Raw genomic sequence first — 17,852 nt, forward strand, 5'->3', positions numbered from 1 at the left:
ATCGGGATACCTTGGGGCATCGTCGAAGAGAGAACAGCCGTGGCCACAGCAAATACCGAAAAACCCGCGTTCGCGCCGATCAAGACGCAGCGCGCGTTCGAAGTCATCTGCGAGCAGATCCGCGCCCAGCTTGCGGCCGGTACGCTGAAGGCAGGCGACAAGCTCCCCGCCGAGCGCGAACTCGCCGCGCAGTTCCAGGTCAGCCGCAGCGCTCTGCGTGAGGCGCTGCGCAGTCTGGAAGTGGCGGGAATCATCCGCAACCTGAAGGGGGTGAAGGGCGGGGCGGTGATCCAGTCGGCGGAACCGGACCGCATCGTCCAGGCCATGCAGGACTATGTCCACCTCGGCGACGTCACTCTCGACGAACTGACCGAAGCGCGCATCGCGATCCAGGACATCGTCGTGCGCCTCGCCTGCGAGCGGGGGACCGAGGCGCATTTCGCCGAACTCGAACAGATCGCCGAACGTACGCGCGCGGAGACTTCGGTGGAAGCGCGCTACGAATGCGCGGCCGCCTATTACGACGTGCTTGCGCGCGCGACCGGGAACCGCATGTTCGGGATCTTCGTCGATTCCCTGTCCGGCGTCCTGCACGAATTCGTGCAGGGGCCGGGTTACGAGACCTTGCAGGAAACGCTGATCGACTCCCGCTTCAAGCTGATCCGCTTCCTGCGTGCCCGCGATGCCGAGGCTGCCGCGGAGGAAATGCGCAAGCATCTGGAGCGTGTCTATCGCCACGTCCGCAAGAACATCAAGGCGCAGGCCGGATCGAGAGGCGCGCGCAAGGCCTGATCCCGGGCGGTCATTGACCGCAACTCCCATTGGTGCAATAGGTAGGACCATTATATATATGGACCTATGGGAGCGGTGAGGGTGGACGAACAGGCGGAACGCGGGCCCGGAGACGCTCTGGCAGGCGTGCGAGTGCTGGACTTCACATCGGTCATGGCCGGGCCCTTCGCCACGCGAATGCTGGCGGACCTTGGCGCGGACGTGCTCAAGATCGAGTCGCTGGAAGGCGATCAGGTCCGCGCGCGTCCGCCGGTTCGTGAGGGGCGTTCGGCCTATTTCGGCCATCTCAACGCCGGCAAGCGAAGCCTTGCCTGCAACCTCAAGTCACCCGAGATGCGCGATCTCATCCAGCAGCTGGCGGAAAGCTATGACGTGGTGGTCGAGAATTTCCGCCCCGGCGTGATGAAGCGCTTCGGTCTCGATTACGAGACGCTTGCCGCCATCAATCCGCGCCTGATCTATTGCTCAATCTCCGGTTATGGCCAGCAAGGCCCCAAGGCGCACTTCCCCGCCTATGCCCCGGTGATCCATGCCGCCAGCGGCTTCGACATGGTCAACCTGCATTACCAGGACGATGCCAGCCGGCCCGCAACTTCGGGCATTTTCGTGGCCGATGTGCTGGGCGGGACCCACGCCTTTGGCGCCATCCAGACCGCCCTTTACCAGCGCGAGCGCACCGGCAAGGGACAGTACATCGATCTGTCCATGCTGGAAGCGATGGTGGGGATGCTGGTGTTCGAAACGCAGGAGGCGCAGTTCCCCGGCGGCCCGCGGCGGCCGCTCTATACGCCGCTCAGGACGCAGGACGGCTTCGTCATGGTCGCGCCCACCAGCCCGAAGAACTTCGAGCAGCTTACCGAAGCGGTGGGCCATCCGGAATGGCGGGAAGACCCCCGTTTCCTCACCAATGCCGACCGCAATGCGAACTGGGCGACCATGCTCTGCCTGGTGGAGGAGTGGACCAGCCAGCGTTCGTCCGCGGAGGCGGAGGAGATCCTGTCCCGGCACGGCGTGCCTTGCGGACGCTACCGCGAGATGGACGAGGTGCTGGCCGATCCGCAACTTGCCGTGCGCGGGGCGATGTCGCACGTCAATGACGCGGCCGGGAGCTATCTGGTGCCTAACCCTCCGTTCACCATGAGCGGAAGCCGGGTGCAGGTGCGCCCGTTCGTATCCGAACTTGGAGAACACGGCGCGGCCGTCTTGCAGGAGGAACTCGGCCTGAGCGAGGAAACGGTGGCCGCCCTGCGCGGATCGAACCAGTTGCTCTGAGCGGGCTGGAAGGGCGCTGGGTATTTCTCTCGTTCTGAAGCCCCAGGGTGAGGAGCTAGTGCGACAGCAGCGTCGGGGCGTCGATCGTGAACTTGAAGCCGAGGATCAGCGCGTCCTTGATGTCGCGGGTGCGGAACGGGGCGCCGGTCTGGTCGGGATGGAGGATGTACTGAATGTTCGGCGAAATCCGGATCGCCGGGCCAAGCTGGGCGCCGTAAGCCAGTTCCATCATGTATTGGTGCCGGTGGATGTTCCCGTTCCCGCCGGCTGAGAGCCGTGCTGCGCGCATGCGCTCCATGGCGAGGTCGCTGAATCGCTGGTCGCTGATCATGAAGCCGATGGTATCGGCATCGCGGCCGGCGAAAGTGCCGGTCTGCACTGCGCCCATATCGAAGAAGCGGCTTTCTTCCACCCGGCCCGACAGGTTTGTCATCGCCACGCCGAACACGCTGAGGCCGCGCTCGGAATGGGGATCGGGGCGCGTCAGGCGTTGGTCGAAGCGGAAGTAAAGGCCCGACCGGCCCTTGTGTACCGCTGGATCGCGCCCGGAGAGAATGGCGATGCCGCCCTGATCGTCGCGCAGGGGATCGGCATAGTCGCCGCGGTCGAACCAACCGCCGACAATGTAGTGGCCGGGAAGACGCACGCCACCGCCCCCGCGTTCGCCCTCGCGGGCATAGCCCAGTTCCCACGGCACGATCACGCCGGTGGCGTTCTTCGTGCTGAAGTTGAAGCCATGGTCATCGGCTCGCTTGCGGTCGGGATTGACCTCATAGGCGCCGACGTGGACGGTCACATGCGGCGCGACTTCGGCCTTGGCGCGGATCATCCAGCTCGATGCCGGAAAATAGGTGAAATTGCTGTTCTTGAAGACGAACGTCGGATTTCCGCAGCCTGAATTACCCTGGAAATTGCAGTAGATCGGTGAGTTCAGGAAGTGGATGTTCGCCTGGCTGCGGCCGGCCTCGATCATGAGGCGGTCGTTCAGCAGCTTCTGCTCCCAGGTCAGGATAGCGAGGTGCGTGTTCTGGGTGCCCCAGATCTCCTGAACCGAGGTGTTGTTGCCCAGCGCCAGGGCGGAAAGACTCTCTCCGTGGCGGTTGGTGATCGCGGCGTGGAGCGTGCCGCCGCCGATGCCGGCGATACGATCCATGTCGAGATCCGCGCCGACATAGACCTGCCCCGCGAAAGCGGCATCGCGGCGCAGGCCGCCGCGGGCGTTCGTGGCCGCCTCTCCGGTATAGCTGAGCGCGAGGGTGATCCCGTCATCCGCGAGCGGCTGCCAGGGCTTCGCGGTTTCGGCGGGCCGGTCTTCGGCGGGCGGGTCTTCGGAGGTGACCTCCTGCGCCGTGGCAGCGGACAAGGAAAGGGCGGCGACGCCTGCGCAGCAGGCGCCCTTGAGCAGTGCGAACCGCATCGAATGAAATCCTCTCTTGAGGCGGCCCGATCTTGTGCCGGGCCGCTGTCGTTCAGGCGGCAGCGTCTGCCGGTACGGGGCGCGGCTTGAGCAGGCCGACGAGGACGCCGCTCACCAGTACCCCCGCCACGATGGCCAGGCCGTAGACTGCCAGATGCGTGACCGCGCCGGGGATCGGCAGGACGAACACGCCGCCATGCGGCACCTTGAGTTCGACGCCCGCCGCCATCGAGATCGCTCCGGTGATCGCGGAACCCGCCATCAGCGCCGGGATCACCCGGAACGGATCGCGCGCCGCGAAGGGGATCGCGCCTTCGGTGATGAAGGCGAGGCCCAGGACAGCGGCGGCGCCTCCGGCTTCCCGCTCTTCGGTGGTGAAGCGGTCGCGGAACAGGCGGGTGGCAAGGGCCACGGCCAGCGGCGGCACCATGCCCGCCGCCATCGTCGCGGCCATCGGCGTATAGACCTGGCTGGCGATCAGGCCGACCGAGAAGGCATAGCCCGCCTTGTTGACCGGCCCGCCCATGTCGAAGGCCGACATCGCGCCCAGGATCACCCCCAGCAGGATCGCGCTCGATCCCTGCATGGAGCGCAGCCACTCGGTGAGGAAGGCGAGGGCGGCGGCAACCGGCGTGCCCACCGCGTAGATCATCAGCAAGCCGGTCAGCAGCGTGCCCAGCAGCGGCAGGAACAGCACCGGCTTCAGGCCCGCGAGGTTCTTCGGGAGCTTGATCAGCCGATTGAGCCACTCGACGCCGTAACCGGCGATGAAACCGGCGACGATTCCGCCCAGGAAGCCCGCGCCGAGATTGGCGGCCAGCATGCCGCCGATCATGCCCGGCGCGATACCCGGACGGTCGGCGATGGAATAGGCGATATAGCCCGCGAGCGCCGGCACGATCAGCGCGAAGCCGCCTTGCGCGCCGATGCGGAACAGCGCATTCGCCAGCGTGCCCTCGGCCGCCGCGCTGTTGGCATCGATGCCACCCAGGGCGAAAGCCATGGCAATCAACAGGCCCCCCGCGACCACGAAGGGCAGCATGAAGGAAACGCCGGTCATCAGGTGCTTGTAGGGACCGGCGCGTTCGGTGCTGGCCGCGCCTGCCTCGGCCGAGAGGCTGCCGCCTTGCGTTTTCGCCTCGGTCAGCGCCCGTTCGATCAGCGCCCTGCCGCCGGAGATGGCAGGCTTGGTGCTGGAGGCAAAGACCCGCTTGCCGGCGAAGCGCGCGCGGTCCACCTCACGGTCCGCGGCGATGATCACCACGTCGGCTGCCGCGATTTCTTCGGGCGTCAGCGGCGAACCGGCACCGACCGAACCCTGCGTCTCCACGCGGATCGGGTAGCCGAGCTGTTTCGCGCCTTCCTGAAGTCCCTCGGCGGCCATGAACGTATGGGCGATGCCGGTGGGGCATGAGGTGATCGCCACCACGCGCGGCGTATCCGCTGCCGCTTGCGGGGCCTGCCCAAGTGCGGCTTCCGGATCGGCCAGCACGGCTTCCAGCGTCACCCGGCGATGTGGGGGGAGGGGAAGCGAGGCCGCCGCATCGTCATTGGCGGCGACCAGCAGCAGCGTGTCGCCCGGCTGCAAATCCTCGGGCAAGGGATTGAGCACGCCTTGCCCGGTGCGGACTTCGATCTCGATATCGCGGCCGCCGGCGCGCGCGGCCTTGCGCAGCGCTTCACCGGCAAGCACGCCCTGGACGGCGGAATCGGCCGCTTCGATAACTGCGTAGAGCTTGCCCATCATTCCTCTCCGGCCTCGATCTTGTTTTCTATCGCCCCGCTTCGCGAGATCACGGGCGTAATGCTGACATCTTCGGCCAGCGCGTGGACTGTCGGCAGGTCCGGAAGGTTCGGCCCCGCCATGCCCAGCTTGGCGACCGCGAAAGCGGTGGCGAGGCGGGCGGTGCGTTCGAGGTCGGCGTTCTCGCCCAGGGCGGCGACGATGCCGGCAACCATGGCGTCTCCGGCGCCGACGGTGCTGGCGATCTGCCCGACGGCGAGGCGGGCGGTTACCGCGCCCGTTTCGGACAGGAACAGCGCGCCATCCTCTCCCATCGAGACGGCGACCAGCGAGACCCCGCGCGCGTGAAGCGCGGCGGCGGCTTCGGCAAGCGTAGCCAGATCGGGCAGGGGACGGTCCAGGAGTTGCGCCAGTTCTTCACGGTTGGGCTTGACGACATCGGGAAGCACGTCGGCTGCAAGCGCGCACTTGAGCGGCAGGCCGCTGGTGTCCAGCACGACGCGGCATCCGGCGGCGCGCAGGCGGGCGATCAACGCGGCGTAAGTGTCGGGCGCGCATCCCGGCGGCAGGCTCCCGGCCAGGACGACCAGATCGCCTTCGCGCACGGCCTGGCAGAGGTTTGCCACGGCCATCTCGGCCTGGCCCGCGTCCACCGCGATCCCGTCGAGATTGATGTCGGTGGTGCCCGCGACGTCGACCAGCTTGAGGTTGACCCGGGTGGCGCCGGCGATGCGGGTGAAGCAGTCCTCGATCGGCTTGGCGGCGAACAGCGCGTCGAATGGAGCGGCGTTGTCGCGGCCCAGCAAGCCAAAGGCGGCGACCGGCATGCCCCAGTCGGCCAGGCAACTGGCGACGTTCACGCCTTTGCCGCCCGCGTTCTGGCGCACGCTACGGGCGCGATGGACGTCGCCCGGGACCAGACGATCAAGCGTGACGGTCTGGTCTATGGCCGGGTTGAAGGTGACCGTGAACGTGCGCATCAGTCTTCCCTTCCGCTGAAATCGCACCCGTCCAGAGCGCGGATCTCGGCGGCGCTTTCCATGTCCAGCGCCTTGGCGGCCAGCGCGCGCAGGCCATCGAAGCTCGCGCTGCGAATACGGGCTTTCACCCCTGGAATGTCGCGCGGGGTCATCGACAATTCGCTGACGCCCAGGCCCACAAGCAGAGCCGCGCCGAACGGATCGCCGGCAATGCCGCCGCAAACACCGACCCAGCGACCGTGCGCCTGCGCGCCTTCCACAGTTGCCGCTATCATGCGCAGAACGGCCGGGTGCAGGCTCTCCGCATCGCCCGCCAGTTCAGGGTTCTGCCTGTCGATGGCGAGGACATACTGCGTGAGATCGTTCGTGCCGATCGAGAAGAAGTCGGCATGGGCGGCCAAAGAGCGAGCCTGGATCGCGGCGGCGGGCACCTCGATCATGATGCCGACGGGAACCGTCGGTGCATCGAGTTCCAGCCGGATGTCCTCGCACCGTGCGCGCAAGGCGATCAGTTCGTGGACCGAGGTTATCATCGGGAACATGATGGAAAGATCCGCGCCTGCCTTCGCGGCGCGGTAGAGCGCGCGAAGCTGCGGTTCGAGCAAGTCGGGGCGGCGCAGCAGCAGCCGCGCGCCGCGCACGCCGAGGAACGGGTTTTCCTCAAGCGGCAGGTCCAGATGCGGCACTTGCTTATCCCCGCCGATATCGAGTGCGCGCACGATCAGCGGACGATTATCCAGTGCCTCGGCCATGGCGCGGTAGATGGCGGCCTGCTCTTCCTCGCCCGGGCTGTCCCTGCGTTCGAGGAACAGGAACTCGGTGCGCATCAGGCCCACGCCTTCGCCGCCCTGCGAGAGCGCGTAAGCGACCTGATCGGGACGGTTGACGTTGGCGGCGATTTCCACTCGGTGACCGTCGCGCGTTTGGGCGGGCTTGCTGCGTTCCGCCTCTTCGGCGGCGCGTTTTTCGGCCAGCGCCGCGATCCAGTCTCGCGCGGAGGCCAGGTCGGCCGCGGACGGGTTGAGCCAGACACGGCCGCTGTCGCCATCGACGATGGCCGTCGCTCCGGCGGCGAGGCTCAGCAGATCCGCGCCGCCCGCGACCACGGAGGGCAGGCCCAGCGTGCGGGCCAGGATGGCGCTATGCGACGTCGGACCGCCCAGCGCGGTCGCGATCCCGGCCACGCGCGCGGTATCGAGCGTGGCCGTGTCGGAAGGAGAAAGGTCCGCCGCGACCAGGACGCAGGGCTCCTCGGGCAGATCGGTCAGCGATCCGGCCGCCAGCGCCGGGTCGATCTCGGCCAATACGCGGCGGCCGATGTCGTGGAGGTCGGCGGCGCGGGCGGCGAGCACCGGATTGCCCAGCGCGGAAAGTTGCCCGGCGATACGGTCGACCGCCTGATGCCAGGCCCATGCTACGCCGTGCCCCTCCACCATCAGCTGGCAGGTGAGCGTGATGAGGTCGGTATCGTCGAGCAGTTCGGCTTGCGCCTTGAAGATTGCCGCATCCCCCGCGCCCAGCCGGCGGGTGGTATCGTCGATCAGCACCTTCATTTGCGCGCGGGTACGGGTGAGCGCATCGTTGAGCAGGGTGCCGCCGCCGGCAAGGTCGGTCGGCCGGTCGGGCACCTCCAGCGCCTGCGCGGCGAGGACATGGACCCTGCCGATGGCGAGGCCCGGACTGGCGGCCACGCCCGCGATCATCTGGGCTTCGCCTTCCGGCTTCCAGCCCCGGATCGGCGCGGCGGCCTTTTCCGCGGCGCGCGCGGCGTCTTCCTTCTCGCGCGCGGTCAGGCGGCGGACGGCAGCGGCGAAACTGTCCAGCGCCGCACGCGCGCCTGCCCCTTCGGCGGAGAGAGTCACCCGATCACCAGCACGCAGCCCCATTTGGAGGAGGGAAACGAGGCTGCGAGGATCGGCGCTCTCCCCTCCGTGGCGCACGCGCAAGCGCACGCCAGAGGCACGCGCCGCTTCGACCCAGGCCGAGGCGGGGCGGGCATGGAGGCCGGTTGGGTAATCGACCGTCCATTCGGTGGTTTCGGCATAGTCGGCGACCGGCTCGGTGGAGGCGGCAGCCTCGCCGTCTTCCCAGAGAGCGCGGGAAAACGCAGCCGGATCGTCGGTGGTGACAAGCGCGGCAAGGCGCGGCTCGTCCTGAATGAGGCGGGTCAGCCGGCGCAGGATGGCGATGTGGCTGTCCGAATTGGCGGCGATGCCGACCACCAGATGAGCGCGCTGGCCGGGGTTCCATTCCACCGCGTCGCGCAGCTGGAGGATCGCCACGCCGTCCTTGCGCACGAGGCCCTTGTCCTCGCCGAGGCCGTGCGGGATCGCAACACCGGCGCCCAGGAACGTGTTCGCCAGGCCCTCACGGCGGACCATGCTGTCCTCGTATCCCGGAGCGACGCAGCCGGCAGCGACCAGAAGCTGGCCGACCTGGCGAATCGCATCGACCTTGTCGGCCGCGCTGGCATCGATTCGAACGAGATCCTCGATCCTCGAGGCGGGCGCATTTGCGAGCATTTCAGGCCTCTCCTGACCGTTTTGACGACGGGTCTGTACCTCCTATAGAAAACGTTTTCTCAGGTCGTTTGTCAAGAGAAGGCTTGCGAGACTTGGATCGAGTGATGCATAGTCCGTCACCGGAGAGGGCAAGACGCCCTGAAATGTGAGAACGATTTCTCAAATGGCGATGCGCTGATGACTATCGGAATCAAGGACGTGGCCAGGGTTGCCGAAGTCTCGCCCGCAACCGTCTCGCGGGTGCTGTCGGGCCGCAGCGTCGATCCCGCCATGCACGAACGGGTGCTGGCGGCGGTCAAATCCACCGGATACCGGCCCAACCTTGCCGCACGGCGCCTGCGCTCGCAGCATACGAACACGATCGGCCTGATCGTGGCCGATATCCGCAATCCGTTCTTCACGGCCGTTTCCCGCGCGGTGGAAGGCCTTGCCACGGCCCGCGGCATGCGCGTGATCCTGTGCAACACGGACGAGGACCCGGCCAGGGAAGCCGCCTACCTCGAACTCATGCACGAAGAACGCGTCACCGGCGTGATATTCGCCCCGTGCCGCCAGTGGATCGAAAAAGGCGAGCGGCTGGAGCCCGGCTATCCGGTCGTCCTGATCGACCGCAACCTGCCCAGCGCCGGGCTCGACAGCGTCCTGCTCGACAATGGCAGCATGGCCGCCGAACTTGTCGCGCACCTCCACGCGCAGGGCCATCGCCGGGTCGCCGGGCTGTTCGGCGCCAGCAGCACCGGAACCGAGCGGCGTGCCGGTTTCGAACAGGCGGCGCGCGCACTCGGGATGGACGCCTCCACCCTCGAGATGCCGCACGACGCCGGTGCCGCGGAGCGCGCCGTGAAGGAGCTGCTCGCGGGTCCCATCCGCCCCGATGCGCTCGTTGCCAGCAACGGCGTCATGCTGCTCAGCGTGCTGCGTGCCTTGCGCGGCCTGCAACTCGACGTTCCGGGTGACATTGCCCTTGCCGGTTTCGACAACAACGACTGGATGGAGTTCGTCGGCGGCGGCCTCAGCGTCATCGAGCAGCCGGTCGAGGAAATCGGCCGCACGGCGATGACGATGTTGCTCGACCGGCTGGAACATCCCGACACCCCGGCACGCAGGGTCGTGCTGGCCGGACGCCTGATAACGCGCGGATCGAGCGGCCCTCGCGCTTCCGCCGACCAGACCATCGGAGCCTGATCCCAATGACTGCCTTCCGCGAAAAACAATCGATCGGCCGCGACACGCAGCTGTGCATGTCGCTGTCCGGTCGCCCCGGCAACGCCGGCTCGCGCCTGCACAATACGCTCTACGGGCTGCTGGGGCTGGACTATATCTACAAGTCTTTCACCACGACCGACCTTCCCGCCGCGATCGGCGGTATCCGGGCTTTGGGTATTCGCGGCTGCGCGATCTCGATGCCGTTCAAGGAAGCTGTCATTCCCTTGCTTGACGGCCTTGAGGGGTCCGCTCGCGCCATCGACAGCGTGAACACCATCGTCAACGACGGCGGGGTGCTGACCGGCTACAACACCGACTATACCGCAGTGCGCGACCTCGTGTCCCGGCGCGGCATCGATCCGGCGACGCCGTTCCTGCTGCGCGGCAGCGGCGGCATGGCGAAGGCAGTGGCCGCGGCGCTGCGCGATCTCGGCTTCCGGGACGGCACGATCGTCGCGCGCAATGGCGAGGCAGGACAGGCGCTTGCCCGGCAATACGGGTTTGGCTGGCTTCCCGAACTGCCTGAACAGGGCGCGGCGATGTTGATCAACGTGACCCCGCTCGGCATGGAAGGCGCTCAGGAAAGCGAACTGGCCTTCACCGCCGGGCAGATCGCGGCTTGCGAGGTGGCATTCGATGTCGTGGCGCAGCCGGCGGAGACACCGTTTATCAAGGCGGCGCTCGCGGCAGGGAAAATCGTCATCTCGGGGGCCGAAGTGATCGTGCTTCAGGCCGTCGAGCAATTCGTGCTCTACACCGGCATCCGTCCGTACGCCGATGCGGTGATCGAAGCAGCCACTTTCTCTCACGGCTCAAACGTCGCCGCGCGGCTGCGCGACGCCGTTTGATGCGGCGACCAGGTCACCGGTTCCGAAGTTCCATCCCGATCGTCAGCGAAGCAGTTCCTTCGCGATCGTGTTGCGCTGGATTTCCGAGGAGCCCTCGTAGATCCGGGTGATGCGGATGTCGCGATAGAGGCGCTCCACCGCGAAGCCGCGGCAGTAGCCGGTGCCGCCGAAGATCTGGACGGCGGTATCGACCGTGCGGCTGCCCGCCTCCGTCGCGAAGAGCTTCGCCATCGAGGCAAGTTCGCGGCGCTTGTCGCCCTGGTCATAGCGCCAGGCAGCGTCGAGCAGGATCAGCCGCGCCGCGCGCATGTCGGTCGCCATGGTGGCGATGTAGTGGCGGATCGCCTGGAAGTCCGAGATCACGCCGCCGAAAGCGGGGCGCTGCTTCGATTCCTCGATGGCAAGCTGGAGCGCGAATTCGCCCATGCCCACCGCCGTCGCGCCGACGTTCATGCGGCCCTCGTTAAGCCCTTCCAGCGCGTAGCGGAAACCCTGTCCCTCTTCGCCGAGCAGGGCGTCGGCGGAGACCTGGCAATTGTCGAAGTTCAGTTCGAACACGCCCGGCGTGGCCGTGCCCATCAGCTCGATGGTGCCGGTCACCGAGAAGCCGGGGGTGTCCGCCGGCATGAGGAAGGCGGAGATACCGCCGCGCGTGCCGGCCGACTTGTCGGTATAGGCATAAACGATCACGTACTTGGCCTTCTTCCCGTTGGAAATGAAGGTCTTGCTGCCGTTGATGGCCCAGCCGTCGGCATTGCGAACGGCGGTCGTGCGCATGGAACCGGGATCGGAACCGGAGTTGGGTTCGGTCAGCGCGAAGGCGATGCCGATTTCGCCGCTGGCCATGCCGGGCAGGAGCTGTTCGCGCTGGGCCTGGCTGGCGTGGTAGATGATGTTCTTGGCGCCCGGGCCCATCAGCGGACGCAGCTCGGTCCAGAACTGGGGCGGCAGGTGGGCCAGTTCGATCTGCACCGCCGCCTGCGCCAGCGCGCCGAGGCCGAGGCCGCCGTATTCTTCCGGCAGGGCCATGCCGAAGTAGCCGTTCTCCACCAGCGTCTGGCGCACGATCGGCGGAACTTCGCCGGTCTCCACGAACTGCTGTTCCAGCGGCAGCAGGTCGCGGACAATATCGCGGGTGACGTCACAGATGTTCCGGACGTCTTCGGGAAGTTCGAAATCCACGGAAAGCCTCTCCTTTTCGCCTGGACGGGCCATCGCCCGTCACGAGTCATTGACGTAATGGTCGTACCATTCAATATATAGGCCGTCCACGCGATTTTTTACGGGCTTGGTGGGCAAGTCCCCATGGCGTAGAGCATTGGAGTCCATGACGACCGATCCGTTCGACCTGAACCTGCGGCATTTGCGCGCGCTTCTCGCGATCCGCGAGCATGGCAGCATCACGGCCGCGGCCGATGTGGTCAGCCTTTCGCAACCGGCGCTGACGCAGGGCCTTGCCAAGCTGGAGCAGCAGTTCGGTTACACGCTGTTCGAACGGCGTTCGGGCGGGATGGTGATGACCCCGATGGGGGAGATCGTCATCGAACGCGCGACCCTGGCGCTCGAACATCTCTCCACGGCGGCGAAGGGGCTTTCGGCGGTCTTCGCCCATCCCGAACGGCTGATGACGATGACGCAGCTTCGCGCTTTCATGGCGCTGGCCGAGGCGGGAAGTTTCTCTGCCGCCGCCCAGTCCACCGGCCTGTCGCAGACGGCCGTGCACCGCGCGGTCGGCGATCTGGAGCACATGATCGGCGGCAAGCTGCTCGAACGGCGGGGCCGGGTGGTCTGGCTCAATCCGGCGGGCAAGAAACTGGCGCGCGGGGCGCGCCTCGCCAGTGCCGAGATCGCCGCCGCCATTGCCGATCTGGGCCTCGACAGCCGCAGCGGCAGCGAGTTGATCGCGTTCGGCGCGCTGCCTCTGGCGCGGCCCTATCTTGCGCCTGCTGCCATGGCGGGGCTTGCGCGAGAAGAACCGCGTGCCGCGTTCAAGGTGCTGGAAGGCAGTTGGCGCGAATTGGTGGAGCCGCTGCGCGACGGCGTGATCGACATGGTGGTTGGCGCGCTGCGGCCTTACGAGATCGCTGACCTTTACCAGATGCCGCTGGTGGAGGACCGTCTCGTGATCGCGGCCGGAAGCCAGCATCCGCTTTCGGGCGTGGAGCGGCCGACGATGGAGCAGCTTTCGGCATTTCCCTGGATCGTCGCGCCGGCCAACTCACCCTTGCGCGAGCAGTGGCAGGAGTTGTTCGAAGGCCGCGCTCTGCCGCCCACTCCCATCGAATGCGGGTCGGTGATGATCATCGGCCGCCTGCTGACTGACGGCGATTTCCTGACGCTGCTCTCGCCCGACCAGGTTGCGTTGCAGATACGCAGCGGGCTTCTCACCCAGATCGGCGCCCCGCTCGAACACAGTCGCCGTGTCGTCGGCATCACCACGCGGCGGAGTTGGCGGCCCACCGCGATCCAGCGCCGTTTCCTCGACCTGCTGAAGGAAAGCGCGGGGCAGATCCGTTCGGACTTCACCCAGCCCGACTTGCGCGCGTCGGGCTGGGTCTGACCGAAGTCAGTCGAGGTTGATCCACACGGCCTTGGTTTCGAGATATTCCTCGATGTGATGCGGGCCGGACTCGCGGCCGAAACCGCTGACGCCGAAGCCGCCGAAGGGCACGCCGGGATCGAGCATCTGGTAGCAGTTCACCCAGACCGAACCGGCGCGGATGCCCCGCGCCATGCGGTGGGCGGTCGAAAGATCGCGGGTCCACACCCCGCTGCCAAGGCCGAACGGCGTGGCATTGGCGCGTTCCAGAACTTCCTCGGCGGTGTCGAAGGAGAATGCCGAGAGTACCGGGCCGAAGATCTCCTCCTGTGCGATGGTCATGCCGTCCTGCACGTCGGTGAAGATCGTCGGTGCGACGAAGAAGCCATCGTCGTAGCCGGGCCCTGCAAGACGAGCGCCGCCGACCAAGGCTTGCGCGCCTTCGCCGCGGGCACCTTCGATATAACCCAGGATCTTGTCCATCTGCGGGGCCGAGACGACCGGGCCGATCTGCGTCTGGGGATCGAGCGGATCGCCGACCCGGATCGTGCGGGTGAAGGCGGCAAGGCGCTCCATGAATTCCTCGCGGATCGAGGACTGGACGAAAAGGCGCGTGCCGGCGCTGCAGATCTGGCCGGAATTTGCAAAGACGGCCATGGCGGCGGCCGGTACCGCCTTGTCGAGATCGGCATCGGCGAAGACGATGTTGGGCGACTTGCCGCCCAGTTCGACCGTCACGCGCTTCATCGTCGGCGCGGCGGCCTTGATGATCTTCTCGCCCACGCCGGTCGATCCGGTGAAGGCGATCTTGTCGACGCCGGGATGGGCCGAGAGCGCCGCTCCGGCATCGCCGAGGCCGGTGACGACGTTGATGACGCCTTCCGGTACGCCCGCTTCCAGGCAGAGTTCGGCAAAGCGCAGCGCCGAAAGCGGGGTCTGCTCGGCGGGCTTCATCACCAGCGTGCAGCCGCTCGCCAGGACCGGGCCGGTCTTCCACACGGCCATGCCGACCGGGCCGTTCCACGGGTTGATCGCGGCGACAACGCCAACCGGCTCCTTCAGGGTGTGCGACAGCACGTCGCCGGGCGCGGAATTGTTCAGCGTGTCGCCTGCGATCAGCGTCGCCTGCCCGGCATAGTAGCGCAGCAGCGCGGCGGCTCGCGTCTTGCCGAGCACGGTACGGGACAGCGGCGCGCCGAGGTCGAGCGTGTCGAGCATCGCCAGTTCGTCGTAATGCGCCTCGACGAGATCGGCGAGGCGCAGCATGATCCGCTGGCGCTCGGCAGGCTTCATGCGGCGCCATGGCCCCTCCAGCGCCGCGCGCGCGGCTTTGACCGCGCGGTCGACATCCTCGGCATCGCCCTGCGCGACCATCGCGAGCAGTTCGCCGGTCGCAGGGTTGCGGGTCTCGAACCGCTTGCCCGAGGCGGCGGCCACGCGGCGGCCGCCGATCAGCATGTCCTGCTCCATCGTTTCGAGCAGGGCAGGGCGGGCGATAGAGGTCAGTTCCATGTCGGATTCCTTGGAATGGGGCGCCGGTCAGGCGGCGATGTTGGAGCGGGCGGCGTCTTCGAGAATGAAGCGCGCGGCGCGTTCGGCGATCATCATGGTGGGGGCGCTGGTGTTGCCGCTGATGATCTCGGGCATGACCGAGGCATCGACCACACGCAGGCCCGAGACGCCGCGTACCCGCAGGCGCCCGTCGACTACGGCCAACGGATCGGAATCCGGTCCCATCTTGCAGGTGCCGGTGGGGTGGTAGGCGGTGTTGACGATCTTGCGGAGCGCCGCGTCGATCTCGGCGTCGCTCCGGTGCTGCGCGCCGGGCTCTATCTCCGCGCCGGTGAGGGACGCCAGTGCGGGTTGGGCAAAGATGCGCCGCGCTTCGCGGAAGCCGGCGATCAGCGTCTTCATGTCGTAGGGATCGGCGAAGAAGTTGGGATCGATCACCGGCTTGTCCTCGGGCCGGTTGCTGGCAAGGCGCACCGATCCGGCGCTGCGCGGGCGCAGCAACTGGACCAGCCCCATGTAGCCGTGACGGCGCGGAATGGCGCGCGCGTCCAGCTTCAGGCCGACGAGGAAGGTGATCTGGATATCCGGCCTTCCGCTGCCGTCGGTGCAGAGGAAGCCCCCGCATTCCGCGACGTTCGAGGCGAGCATGCCGGTGCGGTTCACAAGGTATTGCAGCGGGCTGGCGAGAATGCGCGGCAGCGACTTGGCTGAGACGGCGTAGGATTCCCCGCTCGGGTTTTCCATCGCGACATGGACGGTGGGGTGGTCCTGGAGATGTGCGCCGACGCCGGGAAGGTCGTGGAGCGTCTCGATGCCCACGTCCCGCAGATGGTCTGCCGGGCCGATGCCGGAAAGCATCAGCAATTGCGGGGAGTTGGTCGCGCCCGCGCAGAGCACGACCTCTCGGCGGGCTCCCACGATGCTGCGTGCGCCTTGCCTTTCGATCTCGATCCCGATCGCGCGGCCACGATCGAAGACGATCCGGCACACCAGAGTCTCGTCGAGCACGGTCAGGTTGGGGCGCTTCAGCACAGGATGCAGGAACGCGCGGGCGCTCGACAGGCGGGTGCCCTTGCGCTGGTTGAGGTCGTAGCGGCCGAACCCGTCCTTGCGCTCTGCGGCGAAGTCATCGTTGCGGTGATGCCCGGCCTGCTCGGCGGCATCGAGAATAGCGCCGGTCACCGGGTTGAAGGAGCGAGGCTTCTGCACATCGAGTTCACCGCCCTTGCCGTGCCACGGCTTGTCCGGCCCGGCATAGTTTTCGACCGCCTTGAACGCGGGCAGCACGTCATCGTAGGACCAGCCTGCGTTGCCGGCGGCTTCCCAGGCCTCGTAGTCCTCCTTCTGGCCGCGAATGTAGACGCCGCCGTTGATCGCGCTGCATCCGCCCAGCAGCTTGCCGCGCGGGAAGTTGATCGTGCGGTTTCCGACGGCGGCGTTGCCTTTCAGCGCCTGCTTCCAGTTGGTCTGGTCGCTCGGGAGCAGGAAGATGTTGCCCACCGGCATGACGGTCTTGAGATTTACCGGCCACTTCCGGTCGGACGGTCCCGCTTCGATCAGCGCAACGCGGTTGGCGGGATCGGCGGAGAGGCGGTTGGCCATCAGGCTGCCCGCGGAGCCGGAGCCGATCACGATATAGTCGAAGCTGTCGTTCACGCGGTCATTTCCTTGCGAGCGAATGAGGAGCGGCCGAGCGGGGGTATATGTCCGCGCACGGCGATGAAACCCAGGGCATTGACGAGCATGAGCGCGGCCAGGACCCCGAAGAACAGGAAATTGCCGCCACCGATCAGGCCCGCGCCCGCCACCGAGCTGACGATGGCCCCGGCGCGTCCGGCGGCACCCATCAGGCCCAGACCGCGTGCGCGCACCGCTGTCGGGAAGGCATGGGCGCCCACGGCGAACATCGCCGACTGGGCGGCGCTGGCGAAGAGACCCAGCGCGCCCAGGCCTGCCAGCACGGCCATCTCGTTGCTGCCTCCGCCCGTCTTCAGGAAGGCGAGGAACAGGCATGCCGCAGCGCCGACCAGCGCCATCAGGATGAGCGTGGGGCGTGAGCCGAAGCGCATGATCGACAGCGAAGCGCCGATGGCGCCCAGCGTGCCGCCGATGTTGAAGCTGGTAAGCCCGAGGCTCGCCGAGGCGAGGCTGAAGCCGGAGGAGAACAGCAGCGTCGGCGACCAGTTGAACATGAGGTAGATCATGAACATGCCGGAGAACATCGCCAGCGAAAGCGCGAGGCTGTCCCGCAGCAGCTTTCCTTGCAGAAGCGCGCCGAACCCCGCGGCTTCGCCCGCTTCCGCGGTGCCGGGGCCGCTGCGCAGAGGTGCATGGCCGATCCGGCGCATCAGCCGTTCGTACTGCGCGCGGCGCTCGGGACGGCTTTCGAGGAAGCGCGGGGATTCCGGCAGTATGAAGTGGAGCAGCACGGTGAAGGCGATAGTCGCGGCGCCCGCCAGATAGAACAGCCAGCGCCAGCCGAGTACCGGCAGCACCGCCGCTGCCGCGATCCCGCCGAGGATGCCGCCGATCGAGACGCAGACGACCCCGAACGTCACCGCCACGCTGCGCCAGCGGGTCGGCGTGAATTCCGCGATCATGGCGCTGGCCGTTCCCGGCACGCCGCCGAGGCCGACCCCGGCCAGGGTCTTGAGCGCGGCAATGTGCCAGAGGCTGGTGCTCGCGCCGGTCAGCAGTGTCGCTAGCCCGAAGAGAGCAACCCCAGCCAGCAGTGCGCCGCGCCGTCCGAAACGGTCGCCGATATAGCCCGCTGCCAGCGTGCCCACCGCCATGCCCACGAAGCCGAGCGCAAAGACGCCGCCGAGCGCCTCGCGCCCGATCGCCCACTCTTTCAGCAGCGACGGGGCGGCGAGGCCCAGCATCTGGTTGTCGAGACCGTCAAGGACGACGGTCGCCGCTATCATCAGAACCGTCCATACCTGGAAGGACGACATCGGTGCGTCGTCCAGCAAGCCCTTCGCGTCCCGGTCTGTCGCGATGATCGCCACAGCTTCTCCTCT

Annotated in this window: 13 protein-coding genes; 5 read left to right on the forward strand and 8 right to left on the reverse strand. The window is 67.2% G+C overall.

What is annotated here, in order from left to right:
- The first annotated feature begins 39 nt into the window (after positions 1 to 39).
- Together AC1VV3_RS16920 and AC1VV3_RS16925 are read left to right on the forward strand one after the other, a co-directional pair.
- Positions 40 to 792 (forward strand): FadR/GntR family transcriptional regulator, encoded by a 753-nt coding sequence (locus AC1VV3_RS16920; protein WP_482962989.1) that lies wholly within the window; start codon positions 40 to 42, stop codon positions 790 to 792.
- Between the two features lie 81 nt (positions 793 to 873).
- Positions 874 to 2,064 (forward strand): CaiB/BaiF CoA transferase family protein, encoded by a 1,191-nt coding sequence (locus AC1VV3_RS16925; protein WP_482962990.1) that lies wholly within the window; start codon positions 874 to 876, stop codon positions 2,062 to 2,064.
- Positions 2,065 to 2,119: 55 nt separating this feature from the next.
- On the opposite strand, the gene AC1VV3_RS16930 is transcribed toward AC1VV3_RS16925, so the two are convergent.
- The 4 genes from AC1VV3_RS16930 to ptsP are packed head-to-tail and all read right to left on the reverse strand — an operon-like array spanning position 2,120 to position 8,727.
- Positions 2,120 to 3,481 carry a carbohydrate porin gene (locus tag AC1VV3_RS16930; RefSeq protein WP_482962991.1) on the reverse strand — a complete coding sequence of 454 codons (1,362 nt, stop codon included), beginning with the start codon at positions 3,479 to 3,481 and terminating at the stop codon, positions 2,120 to 2,122.
- A gap of 52 nt (positions 3,482 to 3,533) precedes the next feature.
- Complete coding sequence (locus AC1VV3_RS16935; RefSeq protein WP_482962992.1) at positions 3,534 to 5,225, reverse strand: fructose-specific PTS transporter subunit EIIC; 1,692 nt, start codon at positions 5,223 to 5,225, stop codon at positions 3,534 to 3,536.
- Positions 5,225 to 6,205 (reverse strand): 1-phosphofructokinase, encoded by a 981-nt coding sequence (gene pfkB / locus AC1VV3_RS16940; protein WP_482962993.1) that lies wholly within the window; start codon positions 6,203 to 6,205, stop codon positions 5,225 to 5,227. Before pfkB ends, AC1VV3_RS16935 begins: the two co-directional genes overlap by 1 nt.
- Positions 6,205 to 8,727 (reverse strand): phosphoenolpyruvate--protein phosphotransferase, encoded by a 2,523-nt coding sequence (gene ptsP / locus AC1VV3_RS16945; RefSeq protein WP_482962994.1) that lies wholly within the window; start codon positions 8,725 to 8,727, stop codon positions 6,205 to 6,207. The genes pfkB and ptsP overlap by 1 nt, the downstream gene beginning before the upstream one ends.
- Before the next feature lie 177 nt (positions 8,728 to 8,904).
- On the opposite strand from ptsP, the gene AC1VV3_RS16950 reads away from it, so the two are divergent.
- Positions 8,905 to 9,912: a LacI family DNA-binding transcriptional regulator gene (locus AC1VV3_RS16950; protein ID WP_482962995.1), complete on the forward strand. Its 1,008-nt coding sequence runs from the start codon at positions 8,905 to 8,907 to the stop codon at positions 9,910 to 9,912.
- 5 nt (positions 9,913 to 9,917) lie between these two features.
- Complete coding sequence (locus AC1VV3_RS16955) at positions 9,918 to 10,781, forward strand: shikimate 5-dehydrogenase (RefSeq protein WP_482962996.1); 864 nt, start codon at positions 9,918 to 9,920, stop codon at positions 10,779 to 10,781.
- A 42-nt stretch (positions 10,782 to 10,823) separates the two neighbouring features.
- Here the strand turns inward: AC1VV3_RS16955 and AC1VV3_RS16960 are convergent, their stop codons facing one another.
- On the reverse strand, positions 10,824 to 11,963 hold the full coding sequence (locus AC1VV3_RS16960; RefSeq protein WP_482962997.1) for an acyl-CoA dehydrogenase family protein: 1,140 nt from the start codon (positions 11,961 to 11,963) through the stop codon (positions 10,824 to 10,826).
- 145 nt (positions 11,964 to 12,108) lie between these two features.
- On the opposite strand from AC1VV3_RS16960, the gene AC1VV3_RS16965 reads away from it, so the two are divergent.
- Positions 12,109 to 13,341 (forward strand): LysR family transcriptional regulator, encoded by a 1,233-nt coding sequence (locus tag AC1VV3_RS16965; RefSeq protein WP_132265442.1) that lies wholly within the window; start codon positions 12,109 to 12,111, stop codon positions 13,339 to 13,341.
- 6 nt (positions 13,342 to 13,347) lie between these two features.
- Here the strand turns inward: AC1VV3_RS16965 and AC1VV3_RS16970 are convergent, their stop codons facing one another.
- The 3 genes from AC1VV3_RS16970 to AC1VV3_RS16980 are packed head-to-tail and all read right to left on the reverse strand — an operon-like array spanning position 13,348 to position 17,840.
- Positions 13,348 to 14,832, reverse strand: a complete 1,485-nt coding sequence (locus AC1VV3_RS16970; protein WP_482962998.1) for an aldehyde dehydrogenase family protein — start codon at positions 14,830 to 14,832, stop codon at positions 13,348 to 13,350.
- Between the two features lie 27 nt (positions 14,833 to 14,859).
- Complete coding sequence (locus tag AC1VV3_RS16975; protein ID WP_482962999.1) at positions 14,860 to 16,488, reverse strand: GMC family oxidoreductase; 1,629 nt, start codon at positions 16,486 to 16,488, stop codon at positions 14,860 to 14,862.
- On the reverse strand, positions 16,485 to 17,840 hold the full coding sequence (locus AC1VV3_RS16980; RefSeq protein WP_482963000.1) for an MFS transporter: 1,356 nt from the start codon (positions 17,838 to 17,840) through the stop codon (positions 16,485 to 16,487). Before AC1VV3_RS16980 ends, AC1VV3_RS16975 begins: the two co-directional genes overlap by 4 nt.
- Positions 17,841 to 17,852: the final 12 nt, after the last annotated feature.

The organism is Novosphingobium sp. BL-S-34 (assembly GCF_056857015.1).